This is a genomic window from Acidovorax radicis N35 (assembly GCF_000204195.1).
GTDB classification, from domain to species: domain Bacteria; phylum Pseudomonadota; class Gammaproteobacteria; order Burkholderiales; family Burkholderiaceae_C; genus Acidovorax; species Acidovorax radicis.
In genome coordinates, this window is the sequence record NZ_AFBG01000027.1 from 1 (window position 1) to 22,902 (window position 22,902).

The 22,902-nt window shown below is 61.0% G+C and carries 18 protein-coding genes, 2 tRNA genes and 1 pseudogene; 19 read left to right on the forward strand and 2 right to left on the reverse strand.

All coding sequences use genetic code 11. The features are described 5' to 3' along the window. The 17 genes and pseudogenes from ARADN35_RS0125310 to ARADN35_RS0125390 form a co-directional block, all read left to right on the forward strand. Positions 1-477, forward strand: a 477-nt coding sequence (locus ARADN35_RS0125310; protein ID WP_010467155.1) for an EF-Tu C-terminal domain-related protein, incomplete at its 5' end; no start/stop codon positions are given. 14 nt (positions 478-491) lie between these two features. Further along, positions 492-567 (forward strand) — tRNA-Trp (locus ARADN35_RS0125315). A 91-nt stretch (positions 568-658) separates the two neighbouring features. Beyond that, positions 659-1,045, forward strand: a complete 387-nt coding sequence (gene secE, locus ARADN35_RS0125320; protein WP_010467236.1) for a preprotein translocase subunit SecE — start codon at positions 659-661, stop codon at positions 1,043-1,045. Then, a complete protein-coding gene (gene nusG, locus ARADN35_RS0125325; protein ID WP_010467237.1) occupies positions 1,042-1,638 on the forward strand; it encodes a transcription termination/antitermination protein NusG in 597 nt (198 codons plus the stop codon). The genes secE and nusG overlap by 4 nt, the downstream gene beginning before the upstream one ends. A gap of 160 nt (positions 1,639-1,798) precedes the next feature. Continuing rightward, positions 1,799-2,230 carry a 50S ribosomal protein L11 gene (gene rplK / locus ARADN35_RS0125330; protein ID WP_010467238.1) on the forward strand — a complete coding sequence of 144 codons (432 nt, stop codon included), beginning with the start codon at positions 1,799-1,801 and terminating at the stop codon, positions 2,228-2,230. Beyond that, positions 2,231-2,929 (forward strand): 50S ribosomal protein L1, encoded by a 699-nt coding sequence (gene rplA, locus ARADN35_RS0125335; protein ID WP_010467239.1) that lies wholly within the window; start codon positions 2,231-2,233, stop codon positions 2,927-2,929. It begins immediately after the preceding gene. Positions 2,930-3,169: 240 nt separating this feature from the next. Further along, a complete protein-coding gene (rplJ, locus tag ARADN35_RS0125340) occupies positions 3,170-3,694 on the forward strand; it encodes a 50S ribosomal protein L10 (protein WP_029414402.1) in 525 nt (174 codons plus the stop codon). Between the two features lie 40 nt (positions 3,695-3,734). After that, entirely contained in the window at positions 3,735-4,109 is a 375-nt protein-coding gene (gene rplL, locus ARADN35_RS0125345) for a 50S ribosomal protein L7/L12 (RefSeq protein WP_010467242.1), read from the forward strand. A 266-nt stretch (positions 4,110-4,375) separates the two neighbouring features. Continuing rightward, positions 4,376-8,488, forward strand: coding sequence for a DNA-directed RNA polymerase subunit beta (gene rpoB / locus ARADN35_RS0125350; RefSeq protein WP_010467243.1), 4,113 nt, complete (start codon positions 4,376-4,378; stop codon positions 8,486-8,488). Positions 8,489-8,509: 21 nt separating this feature from the next. Then, positions 8,510-12,745, forward strand: a complete 4,236-nt coding sequence (gene rpoC, locus ARADN35_RS0125355) for a DNA-directed RNA polymerase subunit beta' (protein WP_010467244.1) — start codon at positions 8,510-8,512, stop codon at positions 12,743-12,745. Positions 12,746-12,896: 151 nt separating this feature from the next. Further along, the gene (locus ARADN35_RS0125360; RefSeq protein ID WP_010467246.1) at positions 12,897-13,481 is read left to right on the forward strand and encodes a LemA family protein; all 585 of its coding nucleotides are present in this window, start codon (positions 12,897-12,899) and stop codon (positions 13,479-13,481) included. 133 nt (positions 13,482-13,614) lie between these two features. Next, positions 13,615-14,963: pseudogene (gene rsmB / locus ARADN35_RS26815) on the forward strand (16S rRNA (cytosine(967)-C(5))-methyltransferase RsmB). A gap of 61 nt (positions 14,964-15,024) precedes the next feature. After that, positions 15,025-15,579, forward strand: a complete 555-nt coding sequence (locus tag ARADN35_RS0125370) for a DUF4390 domain-containing protein (protein ID WP_010467250.1) — start codon at positions 15,025-15,027, stop codon at positions 15,577-15,579. Continuing rightward, positions 15,576-17,873, forward strand: a complete 2,298-nt coding sequence (locus ARADN35_RS0125375) for a sensor histidine kinase (protein WP_010467252.1) — start codon at positions 15,576-15,578, stop codon at positions 17,871-17,873. Before ARADN35_RS0125370 ends, ARADN35_RS0125375 begins: the two co-directional genes overlap by 4 nt. A gap of 39 nt (positions 17,874-17,912) precedes the next feature. After that, complete coding sequence (locus ARADN35_RS0125380; protein WP_010467253.1) at positions 17,913-18,596, forward strand: response regulator; 684 nt, start codon at positions 17,913-17,915, stop codon at positions 18,594-18,596. A gap of 65 nt (positions 18,597-18,661) precedes the next feature. Further along, positions 18,662-18,737, forward strand: a tRNA-Phe gene (locus tag ARADN35_RS0125385). A gap of 171 nt (positions 18,738-18,908) precedes the next feature. After that, positions 18,909-20,264: a tyrosine-type recombinase/integrase gene (locus tag ARADN35_RS0125390; RefSeq protein WP_010467254.1), complete on the forward strand. Its 1,356-nt coding sequence runs from the start codon at positions 18,909-18,911 to the stop codon at positions 20,262-20,264. Here the strand turns inward: ARADN35_RS0125390 and ARADN35_RS28770 are convergent. Continuing rightward, positions 20,248-20,706, reverse strand: a complete 459-nt coding sequence (locus tag ARADN35_RS28770) for a helix-turn-helix transcriptional regulator (RefSeq protein WP_308470935.1) — start codon at positions 20,704-20,706, stop codon at positions 20,248-20,250. The genes ARADN35_RS0125390 and ARADN35_RS28770 overlap by 17 nt on opposite strands. Before the next feature lie 78 nt (positions 20,707-20,784). Here ARADN35_RS28770 and ARADN35_RS27080 point away from each other — a divergent pair, with 78 nt between their 5' ends. Beyond that, positions 20,785-21,174 carry a helix-turn-helix domain-containing protein gene (locus tag ARADN35_RS27080; RefSeq protein ID WP_050812587.1) on the forward strand — a complete coding sequence of 130 codons (390 nt, stop codon included), beginning with the start codon at positions 20,785-20,787 and terminating at the stop codon, positions 21,172-21,174. Positions 21,175-21,222: 48 nt separating this feature from the next. Then, positions 21,223-22,194 carry an AAA family ATPase gene (locus ARADN35_RS0125405; protein WP_010467259.1) on the forward strand — a complete coding sequence of 324 codons (972 nt, stop codon included), beginning with the start codon at positions 21,223-21,225 and terminating at the stop codon, positions 22,192-22,194. A 322-nt stretch (positions 22,195-22,516) separates the two neighbouring features. On the opposite strand, the gene ARADN35_RS26825 is transcribed toward ARADN35_RS0125405, so the two are convergent. After that, the coding region (locus ARADN35_RS26825; protein ID WP_040420257.1) for an ATP-binding protein at positions 22,517-22,902 on the reverse strand (386 nt) is incomplete at its 5' end.

Consider the following 22,902-nt stretch of genomic DNA (forward strand, 5'->3'; position numbering starts at 1 on the left):
GTCAAGGTCGGCGAAGAAATCGAAATCGTCGGTATCAAGGACACCGTCAAGACCACCTGCACCGGCGTGGAAATGTTCCGCAAGCTGCTGGACCAAGGCCAGGCTGGCGACAACGTTGGCCTGCTGCTGCGCGGCACCAAGCGCGAAGACGTGGAACGCGGCCAAGTGCTGTGCAAGCCCGGCTCGATCAAGCCCCACACCCACTTCACCGCTGAGGTGTACGTTCTGAGCAAGGACGAAGGCGGCCGTCACACGCCTTTCTTCAACAACTACCGTCCTCAGTTCTACTTCCGCACGACCGACGTCACTGGTGCCATCGAGCTGCCAGCCGACAAGGAAATGGTCATGCCTGGTGACAACGTGTCGATCACTGTGAAGCTGATCAACCCCATCGCCATGGAAGAAGGCCTGCGCTTCGCTATCCGCGAAGGTGGCCGTACCGTGGGCGCTGGCGTCGTGGCCAAGATCCTCGCGTAATTGGCAAGAGATACAGGGGTATAGCTCAATTGGCAGAGCGTCGGTCTCCAAAACCGAAGGTTGTAGGTTCGATTCCTACTGCCCCTGCCACTTGAATGTGGCCTAAAACAAGCCCGCCAGGCCCTGGCGGGCTTCGGTGTCTTAAGTGACGCCGTGAATCGGAAGCAGGAAATACTCAAAGATGGCCACTTCACAGGTTGAAACTGTCAATACAGGCGCAGACAAGGCCAAGCTCGCAGCGGTGGTGGCTTTGGTCATCGCCTCGGTGGCGGGTTTTTATTTGCTGGGAAAACAAGGCGCTCTCGTTCAATGGGCTGCGCTGATCGTCGGGCTGGTTGCGGCTGCAGGCGTATTTCTCGTATCGGAGTCCGGTCGGCAGTTCGTTGCTTTTGCAAAGGATGCATGGCGCGAAGTGAAAAAAGTTGTCTGGCCCACTCGCAAGGAAACCTTGCAGATGACGGCTTACGTGTTTGCCTTTGTGGTGATCATGGCACTTTTCCTGTGGTTCACGGACAAGACGCTGGAATGGGTTCTGTACGACTTGGTTCTGGGTTGGAGAAAATCATGACGACCGCTGCGGAAATCACTGGGGCAGAGGCTCCTGCAGGCGCTTCTGCTTCGGTAAACCCCGATCTGCGCTGGTACATCGTCCATGCCTACTCGGGTATGGAAAAAGCCGTGGAGCGCAACATCCAGGAGCGTATTGGCCGCTCTGGCATGCAGGATAAGTTTGGCCGCATTCTGGTGCCGACCGAAGAAGTGGTGGAAATGAAAAACGGCCAGCGCAAGACGACTGAGCGTCGCTTGTTTCCTGGCTATGTGTTCGTTGAAATGGTCATGGACGATGACACCTGGCATTTGGTGAAGCACACCAACAAGGTGACTGGTTTCGTGGGTGGTGCAAAGAATCGTCCCGCACCTATTTCTGAAGAAGAAGTTCAGAAAATCGTCAGCCAGATGCAGGAAGGCACGGAGAAGCCGCGCCACAAGATCGAATTCATGGTGGGTGAGCTGGTTCGTGTCAAGGAAGGTCCTTTCACGGACTTCAATGGCTCGGTCGAAGAAGTCAATTACGAAAAGAGCCGTGTGCGCGTCTCCGTAATGATCTTCGGTCGCTCTACACCCGTTGAGCTGGAATTTGGACAGGTCGAGAAGACGTAAGTCTTTTCGATAAAACCTAGTCCTCCCTGGAAAACCAGGGAAAAAGTTGAATGTCGCACTTTTCGACTCGGTGCGAACATTGTGATAGCGAGTCGTTAACCCCGGGGAGCCAGTTGCTGCGTGGTGCAGCGAAGGCGTTATGACCCGTAAGGAGTAAAACATGGCGAAAAAAATCGTCGGTTTTATCAAGCTGCAAGTCCCAGCTGGTAAGGCCAATCCATCCCCACCCATTGGTCCCGCTCTGGGCCAGCGTGGTCTCAACATCATGGAGTTCTGCAAGGCATTCAATGCGCAGACCCAGGGTGTGGAGCCTGGTCTGCCGTTGCCTGTGGTCATCACGGCTTTTGCGGACAAGAGTTTTACCTTCATCATCAAGACGCCGCCCGCAACGACGCTGATCAAGAAGGCTATCAAGCTTGAAAAGGGTTCTTCGAATCCGCTGAAGACCAAGGTCGGCAAGATCACGCGCGAACAGCTCGAAGAAATCGCCAAGACCAAGATGAAGGACATGAACGCCGCGAACGTCGACGCAGCAGTCCGTACGCTGGCTGGTTCTGCACGCTCGATGGGCGTGACGGTGGAGGGTTTGTAAATGGCCAAGTTGACAAAAAAGCAAAAGGCCCAGCAGGGCAAGGTTGACAGCACCAAGCTGTATGCCTTCGCGGATGCTGTGGTTCTGGTGAAGGAAGCGGCTACTGCCAAGTTCGATGAATCCATCGATGTGGCTGTGCAGCTGGGTATCGATGCCAAGAAGTCCGACCAAGTGGTCCGTGGCGCCGTGGTGCTGCCCAACGGTACCGGCAAGACGACGCGCGTTGCGGTGTTTGCCCAAGGCGCCAAGGCTGAAGAAGCCAAGGCCGCCGGTGCTGACATCGTCGGTATGGACGACCTGGCCGCCATGGTCAAGGCCGGCGACATGCCGTTTGACGTGGTGATCGCTGCGCCTGACGCGATGCGCGTTGTGGGTACCCTGGGTCAGATCCTGGGCCCACGTGGCCTGATGCCTAACCCCAAGGTGGGCACCGTGACCCCTGACGTTGCTACGGCCGTGAAGAACGCCAAGGCTGGTCAGGTGCAGTTCCGCGTGGACAAGGCCGGTATCGTGCACAGCACGATCGGCCGTCGCTCATTCGACAACGACAAGCTGCAAGGCAATCTGGCTGCACTGATCGAAGCCCTGAACAAGGCCAAGCCAGCAACCAGCAAGGGCCTGTACTTGCGCAAGGTGGCTGTGTCTTCCACGATGGGTCTGGGTGTCCGCGTGGATACGCAAACCATCGCTGCAGCGTAATTGCAAGAAATCTTCGGGCGTGCCTTCACGGGCAGGCCCGATGTGGTGGGCTGGAGCTACGAAAGTAGCGACAGGCCATCCAAGACCGTTGGTGCGCGATCCGGTCGTGCTTAAAGCCAGACAAGGCACCAACGCAGATGGCGATCCCGCTGCAGATGGAAAAATTTTCCGAAACAGTTGGTCGCTGCAACAAGAGCGCGCATGAGGCACTCGCCGAGTGCGCATTTTAAGGAGTAGACCTTGAGTCTTAATCGCAGTGAGAAAGAAGCGGTCATCAGTGAAGTGACCAGCCTCGCCGCTAAAGCTCAAACGCTTGTGATCGCGGAATACCGTGGCATCACGGTCGCCGACATGACCAAACTGCGTGTTGATGCTCGCAGCAAGGGCGTGACCCTGAGTGTTCTGAAGAACACCCTGGCTCGCCGTGCTGTGGCTGGCAGCGCGTTTGACGTGGTGGCAGACCAGATGACCGGCCCGCTGATCTACGGCTTCTCTGAAGACGCTGTGGCCGCCGCCAAGGTGGTGGCCGATTTCGCGAAGACCAACGACAAGCTGGTGATTCGCGGTGGCGCTTTCGGTGGCAAAGCCCTGGATGTCAACGGCGTTAAGCAACTGGCCAACATTCCTTCCAAGGAAGTTCTGCTGGCTCAGATTTGTGGCTTGCTTATGTCCCCCATGTCGCGTACGGCCGTTGTGCTGGGCGCGCTGGCGGCGAAAAAAGGCGAAGGCGTTGCCGAAACGGCCGCCGAACCTGTCGCAGCTTGATCGCTCGGCAGTTAACCAACAAAATTGTTAGGAAATCAAAATGGCATTCGATAAAGACGCATTTTTGACCGCGCTGGACAGCATGACGGTTCTGGAACTCAATGACCTGGTGAAGGCCATTGAAGAGAAGTTTGGCGTGAGCGCTGCAGCCATGGCTGCTCCTGCTGCCGCTGGTGGTGGCGCTGCTGCTGCTGCTGAAGAAAAGACGGAATTCAACGTCGTTCTGACCGAAGCTGGTGCCAACAAGGTGTCCGTGATCAAGGCTGTGCGCGAAATCACCGGCCTGGGCCTCAAGGAAGCCAAGGACCTGGTGGACGGCGCTCCCAAGAACGTCAAGGAAGGCATTGCCAAGGCCGACGCCGAAGCAGCTGTCAAGAAGCTGGTGGAAGCTGGCGCCAAGGCCGAACTCAAGTAATTCGGTCTTGCTCAAGGGCTGGAGTGCTCCTCAAAGGGCCTCCAGCCTTTGGTGCTTTCAGAGAGCACCCGCAAGCCTCGTTGTCAACGAGGCTTGCGAGTGTCTTCTGACAACCCCGACAGCAGAAGACGCCTTGGTTCGGGTGATGTGCAACGCATCACCGTCCGCCATGGTTGGTAGTGGCCAACCGCCAAGCCCGTGAGGACACCTCTCCTCGCGGGTCAGTCGTCGAAGACCCAGGACTCATGTCTTTGCCCGGAGATCTCATGGCCTATTCCTACACCGAACGCAAGCGAATTCGCAAAAGTTTCGGCACCCGCGATAGCGTGCTCGAAGTTCCTTATCTGCTGCAGATGCAGAAGGACGCCTACACCGCTTTCCTGCAGGCTGATAAAGCACCCCAGAAAAGAACCATCGAAGGCCTTCAGGCTGCATTCGACGCTGCCTTTCCTATCGTCTCCCACAACGGTTTTGTGGAGATGAAGTTCATCGAGTACAACCTGGCAAAGCCAGCTTTTGACGTGCGTGAGTGCCAGACCCGTGGTCTGACCTTCGCCTCGGCTGTGCGCGCCAAGGTGCAATTGATCATCTATGACCGTGAGTCTTCGACATCGCAGTCCAAAGTGGTCAAGGAAGTGAAGGAGCAAGAGGTCTACATGGGCGAAGTGCCGCTCATGACCGATAAGGGCTCGTTCATCATCAATGGGACCGAGCGCGTGATCGTGTCTCAGCTCCACCGTTCGCCTGGCGTGTTCTTCGAACACGACAAGGGCAAAACCCACAGCTCGGGCAAGCTGTTGTTCTCGGCGCGCATCATCCCGTACCGTGGCTCCTGGCTCGACTTCGAGTTCGACCCCAAGGACATCCTGTACTTCCGCGTCGACCGCCGCCGTAAGATGCCCGTCACGATTCTGCTCAAGGCCATCGGCCTGAATCCAGAATCTATCCTGGCGAATTTCTTCGTCAATGACAACTTCCGCCTCATGGACAGCGGTGCACAAATGGAATTTGTGTCCGAGCGTCTGCGTGGTGAAGTGGCCCGTTTCGACATCACCGACAAGTCCGGCAAGGTCGTTGTGGCCAAGGACAAGCGTGTGACGGCACGCCACACCCGTGAACTGGAACAGTCCGGCACCACGCACATCAGCGTGCCCGAAGACTTCCTGATCGGCCGCGTTGTCGCCCGCAACATTGTGGACGCGGACACCGGTGAAATCATCGCCAAGGCGAATGATGAGCTGACCGAGGCACTTCTCAAGAAGCTGCGCAGCGCTGGCGTGCAAGACGTGCAATGCATTTACACCAATGAACTCGACCAGGGTGCGTACATGTCGCAGACCCTGCGCATCGACGAGACGGTGGACGAATTTGCTGCGCGTGTGGCCATCTACCGCATGATGCGTCCTGGCGAGCCGCCCACCGAAGACGCCGTGCAGGCCCTGTTCCAGCGCCTGTTTTACAACCCCGACACGTACGACCTGTCGCGTGTGGGCCGCATGAAGTTCAACGCGAAGATCGGCCGCGACGAATCCACCGGCCCCATGGTGCTGTCCAACGAAGACATCCTGGCCGTGGTCAAGATTCTGGTGGACCTGCGCAACGGCAACGGCGAAGTCGATGACATCGATCACCTGGGCAACCGCCGCGTGCGCTGCGTGGGCGAACTGGCCGAAAACCAGTACCGCACAGGTCTGGCACGTATCGAAAAGGCTGTGAAGGAGCGTCTGGGCCAGGCCGAGCAAGAGCCGCTGATGCCCCACGACCTGATCAACAGTAAGCCGATCTCGGCAGCACTGAAGGAATTCTTCGGTGCCTCGCAGCTGTCGCAGTTCATGGACCAGACCAACCCACTCGCTGAAATCACGCACAAGCGCCGTGTTTCCGCACTGGGCCCGGGTGGTCTGACCCGCGAACGTGCAGGCTTCGAAGTGCGCGACGTGCACGTAACCCATTACGGTCGCGTCTGCCCTATCGAAACGCCTGAAGGTCCAAACATCGGCCTGATCAACTCGCTGGCCCTGTACGCCCGCCTCAATGAGTACGGTTTCATCGAAACCCCGTACCGCCGTGTGGTGGACAGCAAGGTGACGATGGATATCGACTACCTGTCGGCCATTGAAGAAGGCAAGTACGTGATCGCGCAGGCCAATGCCGTGCTCGACAAGGATGGTCGCCTGACGGGTGAGCTGGTCTCTGCCCGTGAAAAGGGCGAATCCATCCTGTGCGGTGCAGACCGTGTGCAGTACATGGACGTGTCCCCCGCACAGATCGTGTCGGTGGCGGCTTCGTTGGTTCCGTTCCTGGAGCATGACGATGCGAACCGCGCGCTGATGGGCGCCAACATGTCGCGCCAGGCTGTGCCTGTGCTGCGCCCTGAGAAGCCTTTGGTGGGCACGGGCATCGAGCGCGTGGCGGCTGTGGACTCGGGCACCGTGGTGACGGCCACCCGCGGCGGTATCGTCGACTACGTTGACGCCACCCGCATCGTGGTGCGCGTGAACGACGCAGAAGCACTGGCCGGTGAAGTGGGTGTGGACATCTACAACCTCATCAAGTACCAGCGTTCCAACCAGAACACCAACATCCACCAGCGCCCCATCGTCAAGAAGGGCGACATGCTGGTCAAGGGTGACGTGATCGCCGACGGCGCATCGACGGACTTCGGCGAAATCGCCATTGGCCAGAACATGCTGATCGCGTTCATGCCCTGGAACGGCTACAACTTCGAAGATTCGATCCTGATCTCCGAACGCGTGGTGGCAGAAGACCGCTACACCTCGATCCACATCGAGGAACTGGTGGTCATGGCCCGCGACACGAAGCTGGGCGCGGAAGAAATCACGCGCGACATTCCGAACCTGTCGGAACAGCAGCTGAACCGCCTGGACGAGTCCGGCATCATCTACGTGGGCGCCGAAGTGCAGCCCGGCGATACGCTGGTGGGCAAGGTCACGCCCAAGGGCGAGACCACGCTGACGCCTGAAGAGAAGCTCTTGCGCGCCATCTTCGGCGAGAAGGCTTCCGACGTGAAGGACACCTCGCTGCGCGTGGACCAGGGTTCGCAAGGCACCGTGATCGACGTGCAGGTGTTCACCCGCGAAGGCATCCAGCGCGACAAGCGCGCCCAGCAGATCATCGACGATGAACTCAAGCGCTTCCGCCTGGACCTGAACGACCAGTTGCGCATCGTCGAGGCCGACGCTTTCGACCGTATTGAGAAGCTGCTCAACGGCCGTGTGGCCAATGGCGGCCCGCAGAAGCTGGCCAAGGGCACCAAGATCGACAAGGCCTACCTGGCTTCGGTCGAGAAGTTCCACTGGTTCGACATCCGCCCCGCGGAAGACGAAGTCGCCACGCAACTCGAGTCCATCAAGAACGCTCTGGAGCAGACGCGCCACAGCTTTGACCTGGCCTTTGAAGAAAAGCGCAAGAAGCTCACGCAAGGCGACGAGTTGCCAGCGGGCGTGCTCAAGATGGTCAAGGTCTACCTGGCCGTCAAGCGCCGCCTGCAGCCTGGCGACAAGATGGCCGGCCGCCACGGTAACAAGGGCGTGGTCTCCAAGATTGTTCCGGTCGAAGACATGCCTTACATGGCCGATGGCACCCCTGCCGACATCGTTCTGAACCCGCTGGGCGTGCCTTCGCGGATGAACATTGGTCAGGTGCTGGAAGTCCACCTGGGCTGGGCTGGCAAGGGTATCGGTCAGCGCATTGGCGACATGCTGCAGCAGCAGGCCAAGGCGTCCGAACTGCGCACGTTCCTGGAAGAGGTGTACAACTCGCGCGGCCGCAAGGAAGACTTGTCTCAGCTGAGCGACGAAGACTTGATGGCCATGGCTGCCAACCTCACCACCGGTGTGCCTTATGCCACCCCCGTGTTCGATGGTGCTTCGGAAGAAGAAATCAAGGACATGCTGAAGATCGCCTATCCAGACGACATCGCCGAGCGCAAGGGCCTCACGCCCACCCGCACGCAGGCGTACCTGTTCGATGGCCGCACGGGCGAGCGCTTCGAGCGCCCAACGACCATCGGCTACATGCATTACCTGAAGCTGCACCATTTGGTGGACGACAAGATGCATGCCCGTTCGACCGGTCCTTACTCGCTCGTCACGCAGCAACCGCTGGGCGGCAAGGCGCAGTTCGGTGGCCAGCGTTTCGGGGAAATGGAAGTGTGGGCGCTGGAAGCTTACGGCGCCGCCTACGTGCTGCAGGAAATGCTGACCGTGAAGTCCGATGACGTGGTGGGCCGTACCAAGGTGTACGAGTCCATCGTCAAGGGCGAACACGCCATCGAAGCCGGCATGCCGGAATCGTTCAACGTGCTGGTCAAGGAAATCCGTTCGCTGGGCCTGGACATCGAGCTGGAACGCTCCTAAGCAGAAAAGGAAAGAGTCACTATGAAATCGCTACTCGACCTGTTCAAGCAATTCACGCCGGACGAGCATTTCGATGCCATCCGCATCGGCATGGCTTCGCCCGAAAAGATCCGTTCGTGGTCTTTCGGCGAAGTGAAGAAGCCCGAGACCATCAACTACCGCACGTTCAAGCCCGAGCGCGACGGTCTGTTCTGCGCCAAGATCTTCGGCCCCATCAAGGACTACGAATGCCTGTGCGGCAAGTACAAGCGTTTGAAGCACCGCGGTGTGATCTGCGAGAAGTGCGGCGTTGAAGTCACACAGACCAAGGTGCGCCGCGAACGCATGGGTCACATCGACCTGGCCGCACCCTGCGCGCACATCTGGTTCCTGAAGTCGCTGCCATCGCGTCTGGGCTTGGTGCTCGACATGACGCTGCGCGACATCGAACGCGTGCTGTACTTTGAAGCCTACGTGGTGACCGACCCTGGCATGACCCCGCTGAAGAAGTTCAGCATCATGTCCGAGGACGACTACGACGCCAAGCGCAAGGAATACGGCGACGAATTCATCGCCAAGATGGGCGCCGAAGGCATCAAGGACCTGCTGGAATCCATCGACATCGACCTGTCGATCGAGCGCCTGCGCGGCGACCTGACAGGCTCCGAAGTCAAGGTCAAGAAGAACGCGAAGCGCCTGAAGGTGCTCGAAGCGTTCAAGAAGTCGGGCATCAAGCCCGAATGGATGGTGCTCGAAGTGCTGCCCGTGCTGCCACCGGACCTGCGCCCGCTGGTGCCGCTGGATGGCGGCCGCTTCGCGACCTCCGACCTGAACGACCTGTACCGCCGCGTCATCAACCGCAACTCGCGCCTGCGCCGCCTGCTGGAGCTGAAGGCCCCTGAAATCATCGCCCGCAACGAAAAGCGGATGCTGCAGGAAGCGGTCGACTCGCTGCTGGACAACGGCCGCCGTGGCAAGGCCATGACGGGCGCCAACAAGCGCGCGCTGAAGTCGCTGGCCGACATGATCAAGGGCAAGTCGGGCCGTTTCCGCCAGAACTTGCTGGGCAAGCGGGTGGACTACTCGGGCCGTTCCGTGATCACCGTGGGCCCAACGCTCAAGCTGCACCAGTGCGGCCTGCCCAAGCTGATGGCTCTGGAGCTGTTCAAGCCCTTCATCTTCTCGCGCCTGGAAGCCATGGGCATCGCGACGACGATCAAGGCTGCCAAGAAGGAAGTCGAATCCGGCACGCCGGTGGTGTGGGACATCCTGGAAGAGGTCATCAAGGAACACCCGGTGATGCTCAACCGTGCGCCAACGCTGCACCGTCTGGGTATCCAGGCCTTCGAGCCCATCCTGATCGAAGGCAAGGCCATCCAGCTGCACCCACTCGTCTGCGCGGCCTTCAACGCCGACTTCGACGGTGACCAGATGGCTGTCCACGTACCGCTGTCGGTGGAAGCGCAGATGGAAGCCCGCACGCTGATGCTGGCCTCCAACAACGTGCTGTTCCCCGCATCGGGCGAGCCTTCCATCGTTCCTTCGCAGGACGTGGTGCTGGGCCTGTACTACGCCACCCGTGACCGTATCAACGGCAAGGGCGAAGGCCTGGTGTTCGCCGATACCGGTGAAGTGCAGCGTGCTCTGGACGCCGGCGAAGTCGAACTCGCCGCCAAGATCACGGTGCGCATGACCGAGTGGACCAAGAACAAGGAAACGGGCGAATTCGTTCCGTCCACCTCGCTCGTGGAAACCACCGCTGGCCGTGCATTGCTGTCCGAGATCCTTCCCAAGGGCCTGCCGTTCTCCAACATGAACAAGGCGCTCAAGAAGAAGGAAATCTCGCGCCTGATCAACGTGTCCTTCCGCAAGTGCGGTCTGAAGGAAACGGTCGTGTTTGCCGACAAGCTGCTGCAAAACGGCTTCCGTCTGGCCACGCGCGCCGGTATCTCGATCGCCATCGACGACATGCTCGTGCCTCCACAAAAGGCCGGCATCATCGAACGCTCCGAGAAGGAAGTGAAGGAGATCGAACAGCAATACGTGTCCGGTCTGGTCACCTCTGGCGAGCGCTACAACAAGGTGGTGGACATCTGGGGCAAGGCCGGCGACGAAGTGTCCAAGGTGATGATGGCCCAGCTCTCCAAGCAGAAGGTCATGGACCGCCACGGCAAGGAAGTGGACCAGGAGTCCTTCAACTCCATCTACATGATGGCCGACTCGGGTGCCCGGGGTTCTGCTGCGCAGATCCGCCAGGTGGCCGGTATGCGGGGTCTGATGGCCAAGCCTGACGGCTCGATTATCGAGACGCCTATCACCGCGAACTTCCGCGAAGGTCTGAACGTGCTGGAGTACTTCATCTCCACCCACGGTGCCCGTAAGGGTCTGGCCGATACGGCGCTGAAGACCGCCAACTCGGGTTACCTGACCCGCCGTCTGGTGGACGTGACGCAGGATCTGGTTGTGACCGAAGAGGATTGCGGCACCGCCAATGGTTCGCTGATGCGCGCCATCGTCGAAGGCGGTGAAGTGATCGAATCGCTGCGCGACCGTATCCTGGGCCGCACGGCGGCTGAAGACGTGCTGCATCCAGAGAACCGCTCGGTGCTGGTCCAGGCGGGCGTCATGCTCGACGAAGACATCATCGAAGGGCTCGAAACCGCTGGGGTGGACGAGGTGAAGGTGCGTACCGCACTGACCTGCGAAACCCGCTACGGCCTGTGCGCCAAGTGCTACGGACGCGATTTGGGCCGTGGTGGCCTGATCAACCTCGGCGAAGCCGTGGGTGTGATCGCTGCCCAGTCCATCGGTGAACCCGGCACGCAGCTGACCATGCGTACGTTCCACATCGGTGGTGCCGCTTCGCGTGCCGCCATCGCCTCGAGCGTGGAAGCCAAGTCCAACGGCGTGATCGGCTTCAACGCCACGATGCGCTACGTGAGCAACACCAAGGGCGAGCTGGTGGTGATTGCGCGTTCGGGTGAAATCATCATCCACGACGAGCATGGCCGCGAGCGCGAACGCCACAAGGTGCCTTACGGTGCCACGCTGACGGTGAAGGCCGACCAGACCATCAAGGCTGGCACGATCCTCGCCAACTGGGACCCGCTGACGCGCCCCATCATCACCGAGTTCGCCGGCCAGACCAAGTTCGAGAACGTCGAAGAAGGTCTCACGGTGGCCAAGCAGGTCGACGAAGTGACCGGCCTGTCCACGCTGGTGGTGATCGATCCGAAGCGCCGCGGCGCTGCCAAGGTCGTTCGTCCACAGGTGAAGCTGATCGATGCCCAAGGCAACGAAGTGAAGATCCCTGGTACCGACCACTCGGTGACCATCGGCTTCCAGGTCGGCGCGCTGATCCAGGTGCGCGATGGCCAGGACGTGGGCCCTGGCGAAGTGCTGGCCCGTATCCCGGTCGAAGGTCAGAAGACCCGCGACATTACCGGCGGTCTGCCCCGCGTGGCCGAGCTGTTCGAAGCCCGTACTCCGAAGGACAAGGGCACGCTGGCCGAAATGACCGGTACCGTGTCGTTCGGCAAGGAAACCAAGGGCAAGGTCCGCCTGCAGATCACCGATCCCGAAGGCCACGTGTTCGAAGAACTCGTGCCCAAGGAAAAGAACATCCTGGTGCACGAAGGCCAGGTGGTGAACAAGGGCGAATCGATTGTGGACGGCCCCGCCGACCCACAAGACATCCTGCGCCTGCTGGGTATCGAAGAGCTGTCGCGCTACATCGTGGATGAAGTGCAGGACGTGTACCGCTTGCAGGGCGTGAAGATCAACGACAAGCACATCGAGGTGATCGTTCGCCAGATGCTGCGCCGCGTCGTGGTCGAGAACGTCGGCGAGTCGAACTACATCGGTGGCGAGCAGGTCGAGCGTTCCGAGATTCTCAACACCAACGATGCGCTGCAGTCCGAAGGCAAGATTCCCGCGACCTACAGCAACCTGCTGCTGGGTATCACGAAGGCATCGCTGTCGACCGACTCGTTCATCTCGGCGGCTTCCTTCCAGGAAACCACCCGCGTGCTCACCGAGGCTGCCATCATGGGCAAGCGCGACGAGCTGCGAGGCCTGAAGGAGAACGTCATCGTGGGCCGCTTGATCCCTGCCGGTACCGGCATGGCCTACCACCAGGCTCGCAAGGCCAAGGACGCCATGGACGACGCCGAGCGCCGTGCCATCGCCGACGCCGAAGCGGCCGAAATGGAAGCCCAGGCAGATGCACCGGAAGTCGAAGGCAGCATCTCCACGGCGACCGACGCAGCCGCTGACTAAGCCCTCGGGCTGCCTCTGAAAAGCTCCCGTCCTGTCCTTGGCAGGCCGGGAGCTTTTTTCTGGAGCACGCGCTTCGATCTTTTTTTTGTCTTTTTCTCTCATTCCCTTTTCGGGCCGGAACACGTGGTGCACGTGAAGACGGCAACAGTGCATGTGGTCATCGCCTCTTTTCTGGATTGTTTTCGCCATTGCCGTCTTTTGGGCCTTGGGTGCCTACAACCGCCTGATGCGGCTGCGTTCTGCCGTTGTGCAGGCTTTTGGCAGTTTTGACGCGCACATGGTGCGGTTGCTGGCGTTGCTGGGGGAGTTTGGTGCAGCGCATGCTGTGCAGCAGCTTCCGCCAGCGGGCGGCATGGCACCGGAAATGGCTGCCCTGCAAGGCGCCACCACCCAGTTGAGCGCATCGCTTGCCATGGCGCGCGCCCGTCCGCTGCAGTCAGAGGCTGTGGCGGCCCTGGTGGCCGCACGGGAAGTGCTGCATGCCTCCTGGCAAAAGGCTGTACCCAATTTTCCAGGGGACAACAACGCGCAGATGCCTGCGCTGGCCGATGCCGCAGACTTGTTGCCCCGGCCCGCGTTGCTGTGGCAAATGCGGTGGGACGAGCACGTTCAGCAGAATGACCAGGCCACCCGTGTTTTCAACGACGCGGTGTTGCACTACAACGCAGCCATTGCCCAGTTTCCAGCCAATTTGCTGGCCTGGGTGTTTGGATTCAAGGCCGCCCGCAGGCTGTAGAAAGGTTGCCAGGACCACAATGAACCCTCCATCTGTACCACCACGTGTACGCCCAATGCCCTCCGCAGGCGCCACCAACGGGCCACGGCGTGCCCGCCCTCTCGCCAGCCCCGGCGACGACACCCACCGCGCGATGGCGGCTGCCAGCCAGCCGGTAGCTCTGTGGCAGCAGCTGGAGGCTGTGGCTGGCGCTTTGCAGGCCATTCGTGGCGGTCAGTCGGGGACGGCCGCACTGGCGGCCGTGGAGGCAGGCCTGCGCCCTGGCGTGCAGTCCCTGTTGTTCCAGGTGCTGCGCCAGGCAGGGCGCGCCGAGGCGTTGCGCCGTCAAATGGTCGCACGCACCCCCCGCCGGCGGCGGATGCCTTGCTGTGTACGGCGCTTGCGCTGTGCTGGAACCCCGATGAGTCCCCGTATGAGCCGTTCACGTTGGTGAATCAGACGGTAGAGGCGGCCAAGCGCAGTGCGTCCACCCGTGCGCAGTCTTCGTTCCTCAACGGTTGCCTTCGCCGCTTTCTGCGCGAACGCGATGCGCTGGTCGCCCGTACCGATGGTGATCCGCTGGCCCGCTGGAACCATCCTGTGTGGTGGATTGAGCGGTTGCGCAAGGACCATCCTGGGCATTGGGAGCAGATCCTGCAGGCCAACAACGCCCACGCACCGATGACGCTGCGTGTAAATGTACAAAAAAGCAGCCCAGCGCTTTACCAGAAAGCGCTAGCAGCTATTAATTTGGAAGCAGAGCGGTCTGGTGACGCAGGCTTGGTGCTGGCGCATCCCGTGCCGGTGCAATCGCTGCCGGGGTTTGACCAGGGCTGGGTTTCGGTGCAGGACGCTGCGGCCCAGATGGCTGCGCCTTTGCTGCTTCAAGGCCTTGATCTCACCCAGCCTTTGCGGGTGCTCGACGCCTGCGCGGCCCCCGGAGGCAAAACCGCGCACCTGCTGGAGCTGGCCGGGGCCGACGCGCCGATGCAGGTCATTGCGCTGGAGATCGATTCCACCCGCAGTGCCCGCATTGGCGAAACCCTGCAGCGCCTCGGGCTGCGCGCCCAGGTGGTGGTGGCCGATGCAGCGCGCCCGCAAGACTGGTGGCAGCAGCATTGCGATGGCGCTTTGTTTGATGCCATCTTGTTGGATGCGCCTTGCACGGCCTCCGGCATCGTGCGCCGCCATCCCGATGTGCGGTGGCTGCGCCGCGAAAGCGATATTGCACAGCTCGCCACATTGCAGGCCCGGCTGCTGAAGACACTGTGGCCGCTGTTGCGCCCGGGTGGGCGGCTGCTGTACTGCACCTGTTCCGTGTTCCGTGCCGAAGGTGACGCCCAAGTACAAACGTTTCTTGCACACAACACCGATGCGCAATTGCTGCCATCGCCGGGCCATTTAATTCCCGGCAACGGGGACAAGCCCGGGGCTGTCCCGGACAATCAACCGGGTGACCACGACGGATTTTTTTACGCACTGTTGCAAAAATCGCCTCAATGAGTCCCGTTGGACTCAGTGGGTGGCGATATGCGTACTGTTTCTGTTGATGGGATGGGCCGCAATGGTGCAGCAGGCCGTCGCGGGGCAGCCGGTATCCCCCGAGGTGGGCGAACTTCGCCTGGATCGGGCCGAAGATGGCGTCTACCTCAGCGCCACGCTGCAGTTTGTATTGCCTGAGCTCGCAGAAGACGCCCTGTACAAGGGCATCCCCATGTTCTTTGTCGCCGAAGCGCAGGTGCTGCGTGACCGCTGGTATTGGTCTGACCGCCAAGTGGCTGAAACCACCCGCTATCTGCGCCTAAGTTATCAACCTCTGACGCGCCGGTGGCGTCTGAATATCTCTCCAGTGCCCTTTACCAACAGCGGCCTGGGTGTGGTGCTGGGGCAAAATTTTGACGACTATGCCGATGCGTTGTCTGCCATTCAAAGAATTTCGCGCTGGAAGATCGCTGAAAACGACGTGATTGAGGCAGATGCCCTTCACACCGTCAATTTCCGGTTCAGGCTCGATATGTCCCAGCTGCCCCGGCCTTTCCAGATTGGTGCCGTCGGGCGTTCGGGCTGGAATCTGCTGGTCTCCCGCAGCCAGCGCCTGGCTGCGGAGCCTGTGAAGTGACCCCCACGGGCTCATCCAAACCCGAAGCCTCGGCATCGGCCCATGCCGCAGCCCGCCAGTCGCGCGCTGTGCGCTGGGCGGTGGGGGTGGGGGCGGCCATCATGTCGGCGATCGGGATGGTGCTGCTGTTCCTCCTCACCCTGGCCACCAACAACCGCGCGCTGTACGAGCGCAACTACGCATGGCTCTTTGGCGTGAATGTGCTGGTGGCACTGCTGCTGCTGGCGGTACTGGTATGGGTGGCGGTGCGCCTGGCCATGCGCCTGCGGAAAGGGCGCTTCGGCAGCCGGCTGCTGGTCAAGCTCGCTGCGATATTTGCGCTGGTGGGGCTGATGCCGGGGCTGCTGATCTATGTGGTGTCCTACCAGTTTGTCACGCGGTCCATTGAGAGCTGGTTCGATGTGAAAGTGGAGGGGGCTTTGTCCGCGGGGGTGAACCTGGCCCGCGTTTCGCTGGATTCGCTGGCCGCCGACATGGCCGCCAAGACGCGCAATGCCAGCGCCCAGGTGGCCCAGGTGCCCGATGCGGCGGCTGGGCTGGTACTGGAGCGCATCCGCGACCAGCTGGGAGCCTCCGATGTGGTGCTCTGGAACGCGGCCGGCCAGGCGGTGGCCAGTGCAGGCCAGTCGCGCTTCAGCCTGAACCCCGACCGGCCCGGCGTACCGCTGCTGCGCACCGTGCGGCAGCAGCGCGCCACCGCGCAGATCGAGGGGCTGGACGACATTTCGGACCCCGCCGCTGCACAGAATGCGCGTGTGAAGGTGATCGCGCTGGTTAGCAGCCCCAGCGTGGGGTTGCTGGTGGAGCCGCGGTACCTGCAGGCCACACTGCCCCTGCCGCCTGCGCTTGTGGCCAACGCTATTGCGGTGCAGGAGGCCAACCGCGAATACCAGGAGCGCGCTCTGGCCCGTGGCGGCCTGCGGCGCATGTACGTGGGCACGCTCACGCTGAGCCTGTTCCTGGCGGTCTTTGGCGCCGTGCTGCTGGCGGTGCTGCTGGGCAACCAGCTGGCCCGCCCGCTGCTTGTGCTCGCCGAGGGTGTGCGCGAGGTGGCGGCAGGCAACCTCAGCCCCAAGGCCGCGCTGCAGGGTAAAGACGAGCTGGGCGGCCTGACGCGCTCCTTCGCGCTGATGACCCAGCAACTGTCCGATGCGCGGCAGGCCGTGGAGCAGAGCATGGGCGAGGTCGATGCCTCGCGCGCCAACCTGCAGACCATTCTGGACAACCTCACGGCGGGGGTCATCGTGCTGGATGCCCAGGGCCTGATCCGTTCGTCCAACCCCGGCGCCACCCGAATCCTGCGCGCGCCAATGGCGGCCTATGAAGGGCGTCCGCTGTCCGAGGTGCCTGGGCTCGCCGAGTTTGCGGCGTCGGTGCAGGGGCATTTCGACGCTTTCCTGGGCGACCATGAGCGCCACGGGCTGGACCACTGGCAGCAGCCGTTTGAGCTGCATGCGTCTTCTGGTGGGGTGGGGCAGCACGCCACCAGCCTGGTGGCGCGGGGCGCAGAATTGCCCGACTCAGCCAGACTGTTGGTTTTTGACGACATTTCGGAAATTGTTTCCGCCCAGCGCGCGCAGGCCTGGGGGGAGGTGGCGCGGCGTCTGGCGCACGAAATCAAGAACCCACTCACGCCCATCCAGCTGTCTGCCGAGCGGCTGGAAATGAAGCTCTCCGGCAAGCTGTCCGGCCCCGAGCAGGCCATCCTCGCCAAGTCCGTCAAGACCATCGTGGACCAGGTCGATGCCATGAAACGGCTGGTCAACGAATTCCGCGACTACGCACGCCTGCCTGCCGCAGAACTCCATGCGCTGGACCTCAATGCCCTGGTGTCCGATGTGCTCCATCTGTATGGAGAAGAGAACGCAGCCGTGCGCGTAGAAGCCGAGCTGGACCCGCGCTGCCCTTGTATCGCCGGGGATGCGCAGCAGCTGCGCCAGGTCGTGCACAACCTGCTCCAAAACGCGCAGGACTCCACCGAGCAGGCGCGCGCTGGAACCTCTGAGCCCGTGCCCCCGGTACGCATCACCACCCGCTGGAGTGAGTCCTCGCGCCGCGTGCGGCTCACGGTATCCGACAGTGGCGGTGGCTTTCCGGCGCACATCCTGCAGCGGGCCTTCGAACCCTACGTCACCACCAAGCCCCGGGGCACCGGTCTGGGCCTGGCGGTGGTCAAAAAGATTGCCGATGAGCATGGTGCGCGCATCGACTTGTCCAATCGCACCGAAGATGGCGTGGTGCACGGGGCCCAAGTGTCGTTATCATTCGCCCCTGAACCAGCGGTGGCGTCATAACAACACCGCCCCGCAGCATCCCAAGGCGCTTCAACACACATGGCAAACATTCTGGTGGTCGACGATGAGCTCGGCATTCGTGATCTGCTGTCGGAAATCCTGAACGACGAAGGTCACAGCGTAGACCTGGCAGAAAACGCCACACAGGCGCGCACGGCGCGGGCAGGCAACACCTACGACCTCGTGCTCCTCGACATCTGGATGCCGGACACTGATGGAGTCTCGTTGCTCAAAGAATGGGCGACGGCTGGCGTGCTGACCATGCCCGTCATCATGATGAGCGGCCACGCCACCATCGACACCGCCGTAGAGGCGACCCGGATCGGCGCCTTCTCGTTTCTTGAAAAACCCATCACCCTGCAAAAGCTGCTCAAGGCCGTGGAGCAAGGCCTGGCACGCAACGCGGCCCACCAAGCTGCCCCGGTGGCCGCGGCCCAGGTTCCAGTCCATGCCCCGGCCGATCCCACTTTTTCGCAGCTGCCCGCCGTGTCGGCCATCATGGCCAGCGTGGACGCCGGGCCCCACGCGCACCAGGGTTTCGACCTGGACCGCCCTCTGCGCGAAGCGCGGGATGGTTTTGAGAAGGCCTATTTCGAATTCCACCTGGCCCGAGAGGGTGGCTCCATGACGCGTGTCGCTGAAAAAACGGGCCTGGAACGCACCCACCTGTATCGCAAGCTGCGCCAGTTGGGTGTCGATCTGGGGCGGGGTAAACGCGGCTAGCCCGCGATAAATTCTTGCCCAGCTCGTCAAAACGGCGTTTTTTTCTGGTTATAATTTGAGGCTCAGGCCCGGTAGCTCAGTCGGTAGAGCAGAGGATTGAAAATCCTTGTGTCGGTGGTTCGATTCCGCCCCAGGCCACCATCTTTCTTTCTCAGTAGATCCCAAGTCAGCTCAGAAGTCTTTGAAAATCAAGGACTTAGCCCGAAAGGGCAGCTCAAGCGGTATCTCTGAATCCCACAACGTCCCGTTCTTGCGTGTACCCACCGGTGTACCCCAGACTGCTTTTCAACCGCAGTCATTTTTGGGTACACCATGGGTCAACTCAACGAGCTTCAGATCAAGGCGGCAGCGCCGCGTGACAAGGAATATTTGCTGGCGGACGGCGAGGGTCTCTACCTTCGCGTGCGGCCGACCGGCAAGGTGTGGGTTTATCGCTACAAGCAACTCGGCAAAGAAGCCAAGCTGAGCCTCGGGCACTATCCCGTGGTGACGCTTGCGGCCGCACGCAAGAAGGCGCGTGCCGAGGCCGAGAAGCGCGCCGATGGTGTCGATCCCAGGGAGGCACGCCGCGTTGAAGAGGAACGCGGCCGTGTTGCACGCCTCAACACGTTCGAACTGACTGCCCGCGCCTGGCACGCCCAGGCGCAGAAGGATCGCGAGTGGTCGGCCAGCTACGCCGAGAAGGTGATGCGCCACCTGGAGCTGCACATCTTCCCTTGGCTCGGTGCCCTGGCTATGGACACCATTGCACCGACGGAGGTCGTGCGCTGCTTGCACCGCATCAAGGAGCGCGGAAATCTGGAGACTGCCCAGCGAGTGCGGGAAGCGGTGCAGCATGTGTTCCAGTACGCCGTCGACGTGGGCACTCTGGAGCCGGGCAAAAACTTCGTGAGCAATCGCACTGGTGGTTTGCCGCCGCCGCGTGCGCGCCATTACGCCGCCATTACAGACCCGCAGAAGCTTGGACAGTTGCTCCGAGACATGCGGGCATACAACGGCAACGTCATCACCCGTGCCGCCCTGCAGCTTTCACCGCTCCTGTTTCAACGGCCTGGCCAGCTACGGCTGGCCCATTGGGAGGACATCGACCTCGAGCAGGCGCTGTGGCGTTGCCCGCCCGAGAAGATGAAGCTGCGGGAGTGGAAGAAGCGCGACATGCGAACGCCGGCGCACCTCGTACCGTTGCCGACGCAGGCTGTCGCCATCCTGCGGGACATCTTTCCGCTGACCGGTCCCACAGGACCGATCTTTCGGAGCATGGCGAAACGCTCTGAGAAGACGCGTTACATGAGCGACAACACGGTCAACAGCGCGCTGCGCACGCTTGGGTACGACACCAAGGAGCAAATCACAGGGCACGGTTTCAGAGCCACTGCGCGTACGCTGATCCGGGAACTGCTGGGATGGGATCGCGAAGTCATCGAGCGGCATCTGGCCCATGTGTCCGATGAGGAGTTGGGCGGCAGCTATGACCGCACCACTCATTTCAACCAGCGCTGCCGAATGATTCAACTGTGGGCTGATCTGTTAGACGATCTGGCTGCTGGCAAAGGGGTCGCGCTGGCGAATGACATGCGACGTTCGGGTGCCATGCCGCCGCAATCATGGACGGGCGGCAACCCGGCCGCAGGTGCCGGCAGCGAACAGGGATTCATGGTCGCGGCATAGCCCTGCGGTAGCCCTCTGGGTCGTCGATCCAGGCCTGAAGCTCAGCGCTCGGCCAAGCAGAAGCTCTGCCTCCCAAGTGGACAGGCTCTGGAAAACGGCCTTCCGCAATGCGCCGGTAAACGGTTGAACGGCTAAGCGCGGTAATGCGCAACACGTCGCGCAACCGATAGAACGCAGGCGGTGCCTTGGATGGATTGGGCTTGGGCAGAGACTGGTGGAAGAGCATGCAGTTCCTTTTGAGCAATGTCGAAAGGATGCGTCTTAAGGTGTCCCAAGCAAACCCAGAAGGGCGTAAGCCAGCGTTCCGGATAGATGCCAACGCGGCTAGCGTCGGTTTCGAGCGCTGATGGGCGCACGTGGAACGCGTGGGTTGTTCACGGATGCCTAGGTGCCGGAGGCAGGGAATTTGGTGGGCAACCGCGCCGCCGATCCATTGCTGCATGTGGTCAGGTGAGCGCGTTTGATACCTATATGGATATACTCATCTGATTGCCGTACTGCCACGAAAGCCGCGATATCAATGAGCCGTCATCTGCAAGCAAAGGAAAGCCAAGATGTGGTGGGCGCACACCGAAAGGTCGTGGCCGGTCCGATGCCGCGGGACGTCCAAGCGGCACGCCGGGTCTCAACCGGGCGTGTTGCACCCGACGTGATTCATGACGGTTCAGCGAAGGCTACGTTGGCGTGCAAGCTCAACGAGTTGCTCGATGCGAACGGGCTGAGTCAGAGTGCCGCGTCACAGCTTTTGGGCATGCCTCAACCAAAGGTGTCGGCGATTCGAAACTACAAGCTCCGTGGCATTTCACTGGAGCGTTTGATGCAAGCGCTGCTCGCGTTGAACCAGCAGGTCGAGATCATCGTCAAACCTGGCCGCAAGGCCGGCAGTGGATCGATCAGAGTTGCGGGCTGAGAAGATGTTGGAAGCACACATGGATTTGATGTTGCGAGAGGGGAAGATATGTCACGAGCAGACCTCATAGTCAGTCTCGTCAAGGCGGGGAGCCAGGGTGATCAGCAGTTGCTTCGAACCACGGTGGAGGCGATGGCGGCGGAAGAGCGCGCCAAGCATCATCATCAGCTCGCGGACAAGCTCGAAGAAAACCTGCGAGCAAATGGACGGACGCGTTCAGCAGAGGTGGTTCGCTCCTTTGATGGCGGCCACGGAGGCTTGCTGTATGAGATCGAGCCGCGTCGAGCGCTCGACGCATTGTTCCTGGACGCCGCATCACTGGCCGCATGCCGTGAGTTGGTTGAAGAGCAGCATCGCAAGGACATCCTTCGCTCTTATGGACTCGAACCCAGGAACCGGGTCCTGCTGTCCGGTCCGCCGGGCAACGGCAAGACTTCGCTTGCCGAAGCCATCGCTGCTCAGTTGTTGGTCCCTCTATTTGTCGTGCGCTATGAGGCCGTCATCGGCAGCTTTCTGGGCGAGACCAGCGGCCGTCTGAAGAAGTTGTTCGACTTCGTTCGCACACATCAGTGCGTGCTGTTTTTTGACGAGTTCGACACGCTTGGTAAAGAGCGCGGCGACGTGCATGAAACCGGTGAGATCAAGCGCGTTGTCAGCTCGCTGCTGCTACAGATCGATGCTCTGCCCAGTCATGTCGTGGTCGTGACTGCGACCAACCATGCCGAACTGTTGGACCGTGCCGTTTGGCGTCGGTTTCAGTTGCGGCTTTCACTTCCTGCGCCGACGCTCGCACAAAAAGAGGAGTGGTTCACGCGCTTCCAGGCCCGCCTGGAGGGGCCACTGGGCTTCTCACCGAAGACGCTGGCCACCAAGATTCAAGCCACCAATTTTTCGGACCTCGAACAGTTTTGCGAGGATATTCAGCGGCGTTATGTGCTGTCGCTCCCCGATGCAAACCTGAAGCGTATCGTGGCTGAACGGCTCAAGCAGTGGCAGGCTCGATTCACCATCGGCCAATAAGAACAACCGACAAGAGACGCTCAACGGATGGCAACAGGAAATTTCCCCCTTCTATTTTTCCCCGAACCTACATCCGCTGATCGGAACTCCCTGCCTCCAGGCAGAGGCTCTGTTCGCATTCCGGATATCGCCCGTCAGCGCGCCCGCATCGCACCGCAGCTGACGGTGCTGCAGCAAGCCTTCGAAGCCCAGCGCCTGAAGCTGCAGCAGACAGCTCCGATGGAGAACCCAGTGTTAGCGCCAGTGCAATCGTGATCAGCAGTGCCAGTCGAACATTGACCAGGGGCTAGAGCTGGTTCCATTTGAAGCCAGCTGTGGATAACTATAGGGTGGATGCTTCGGTAGGTCCTCCTTTCTTTGAAGTCGTGGTCAGTATGGCCGAGCCATCAGGCGAGGCCCTTTCCTCCGCGGTCTCGCTAACCTGGGCCGCTGCTGCCTTCTTGGTCTGCTCACGGGCCTTGATGCGCCCCTTGGCTTCGTGCGTGCTGTGGCGGAAGCGGTAGGACTCGTTGCCCGTCTCGATGATGTGGCAGTGATGGGTCAAGCGATCCAGCAACGCAGTGGTCATCTTGGCATCGCCGAACACCGTGGACCACTCCGCGAACGTCAGGTTGGTGGTGATCATCACGCTGGTGTGCTCGTACAGCTTGGACAGCAGGTGGAACAACAAGGCGCCACCGGCCTGGCTGAAGGGTAGGTAGCCCAACT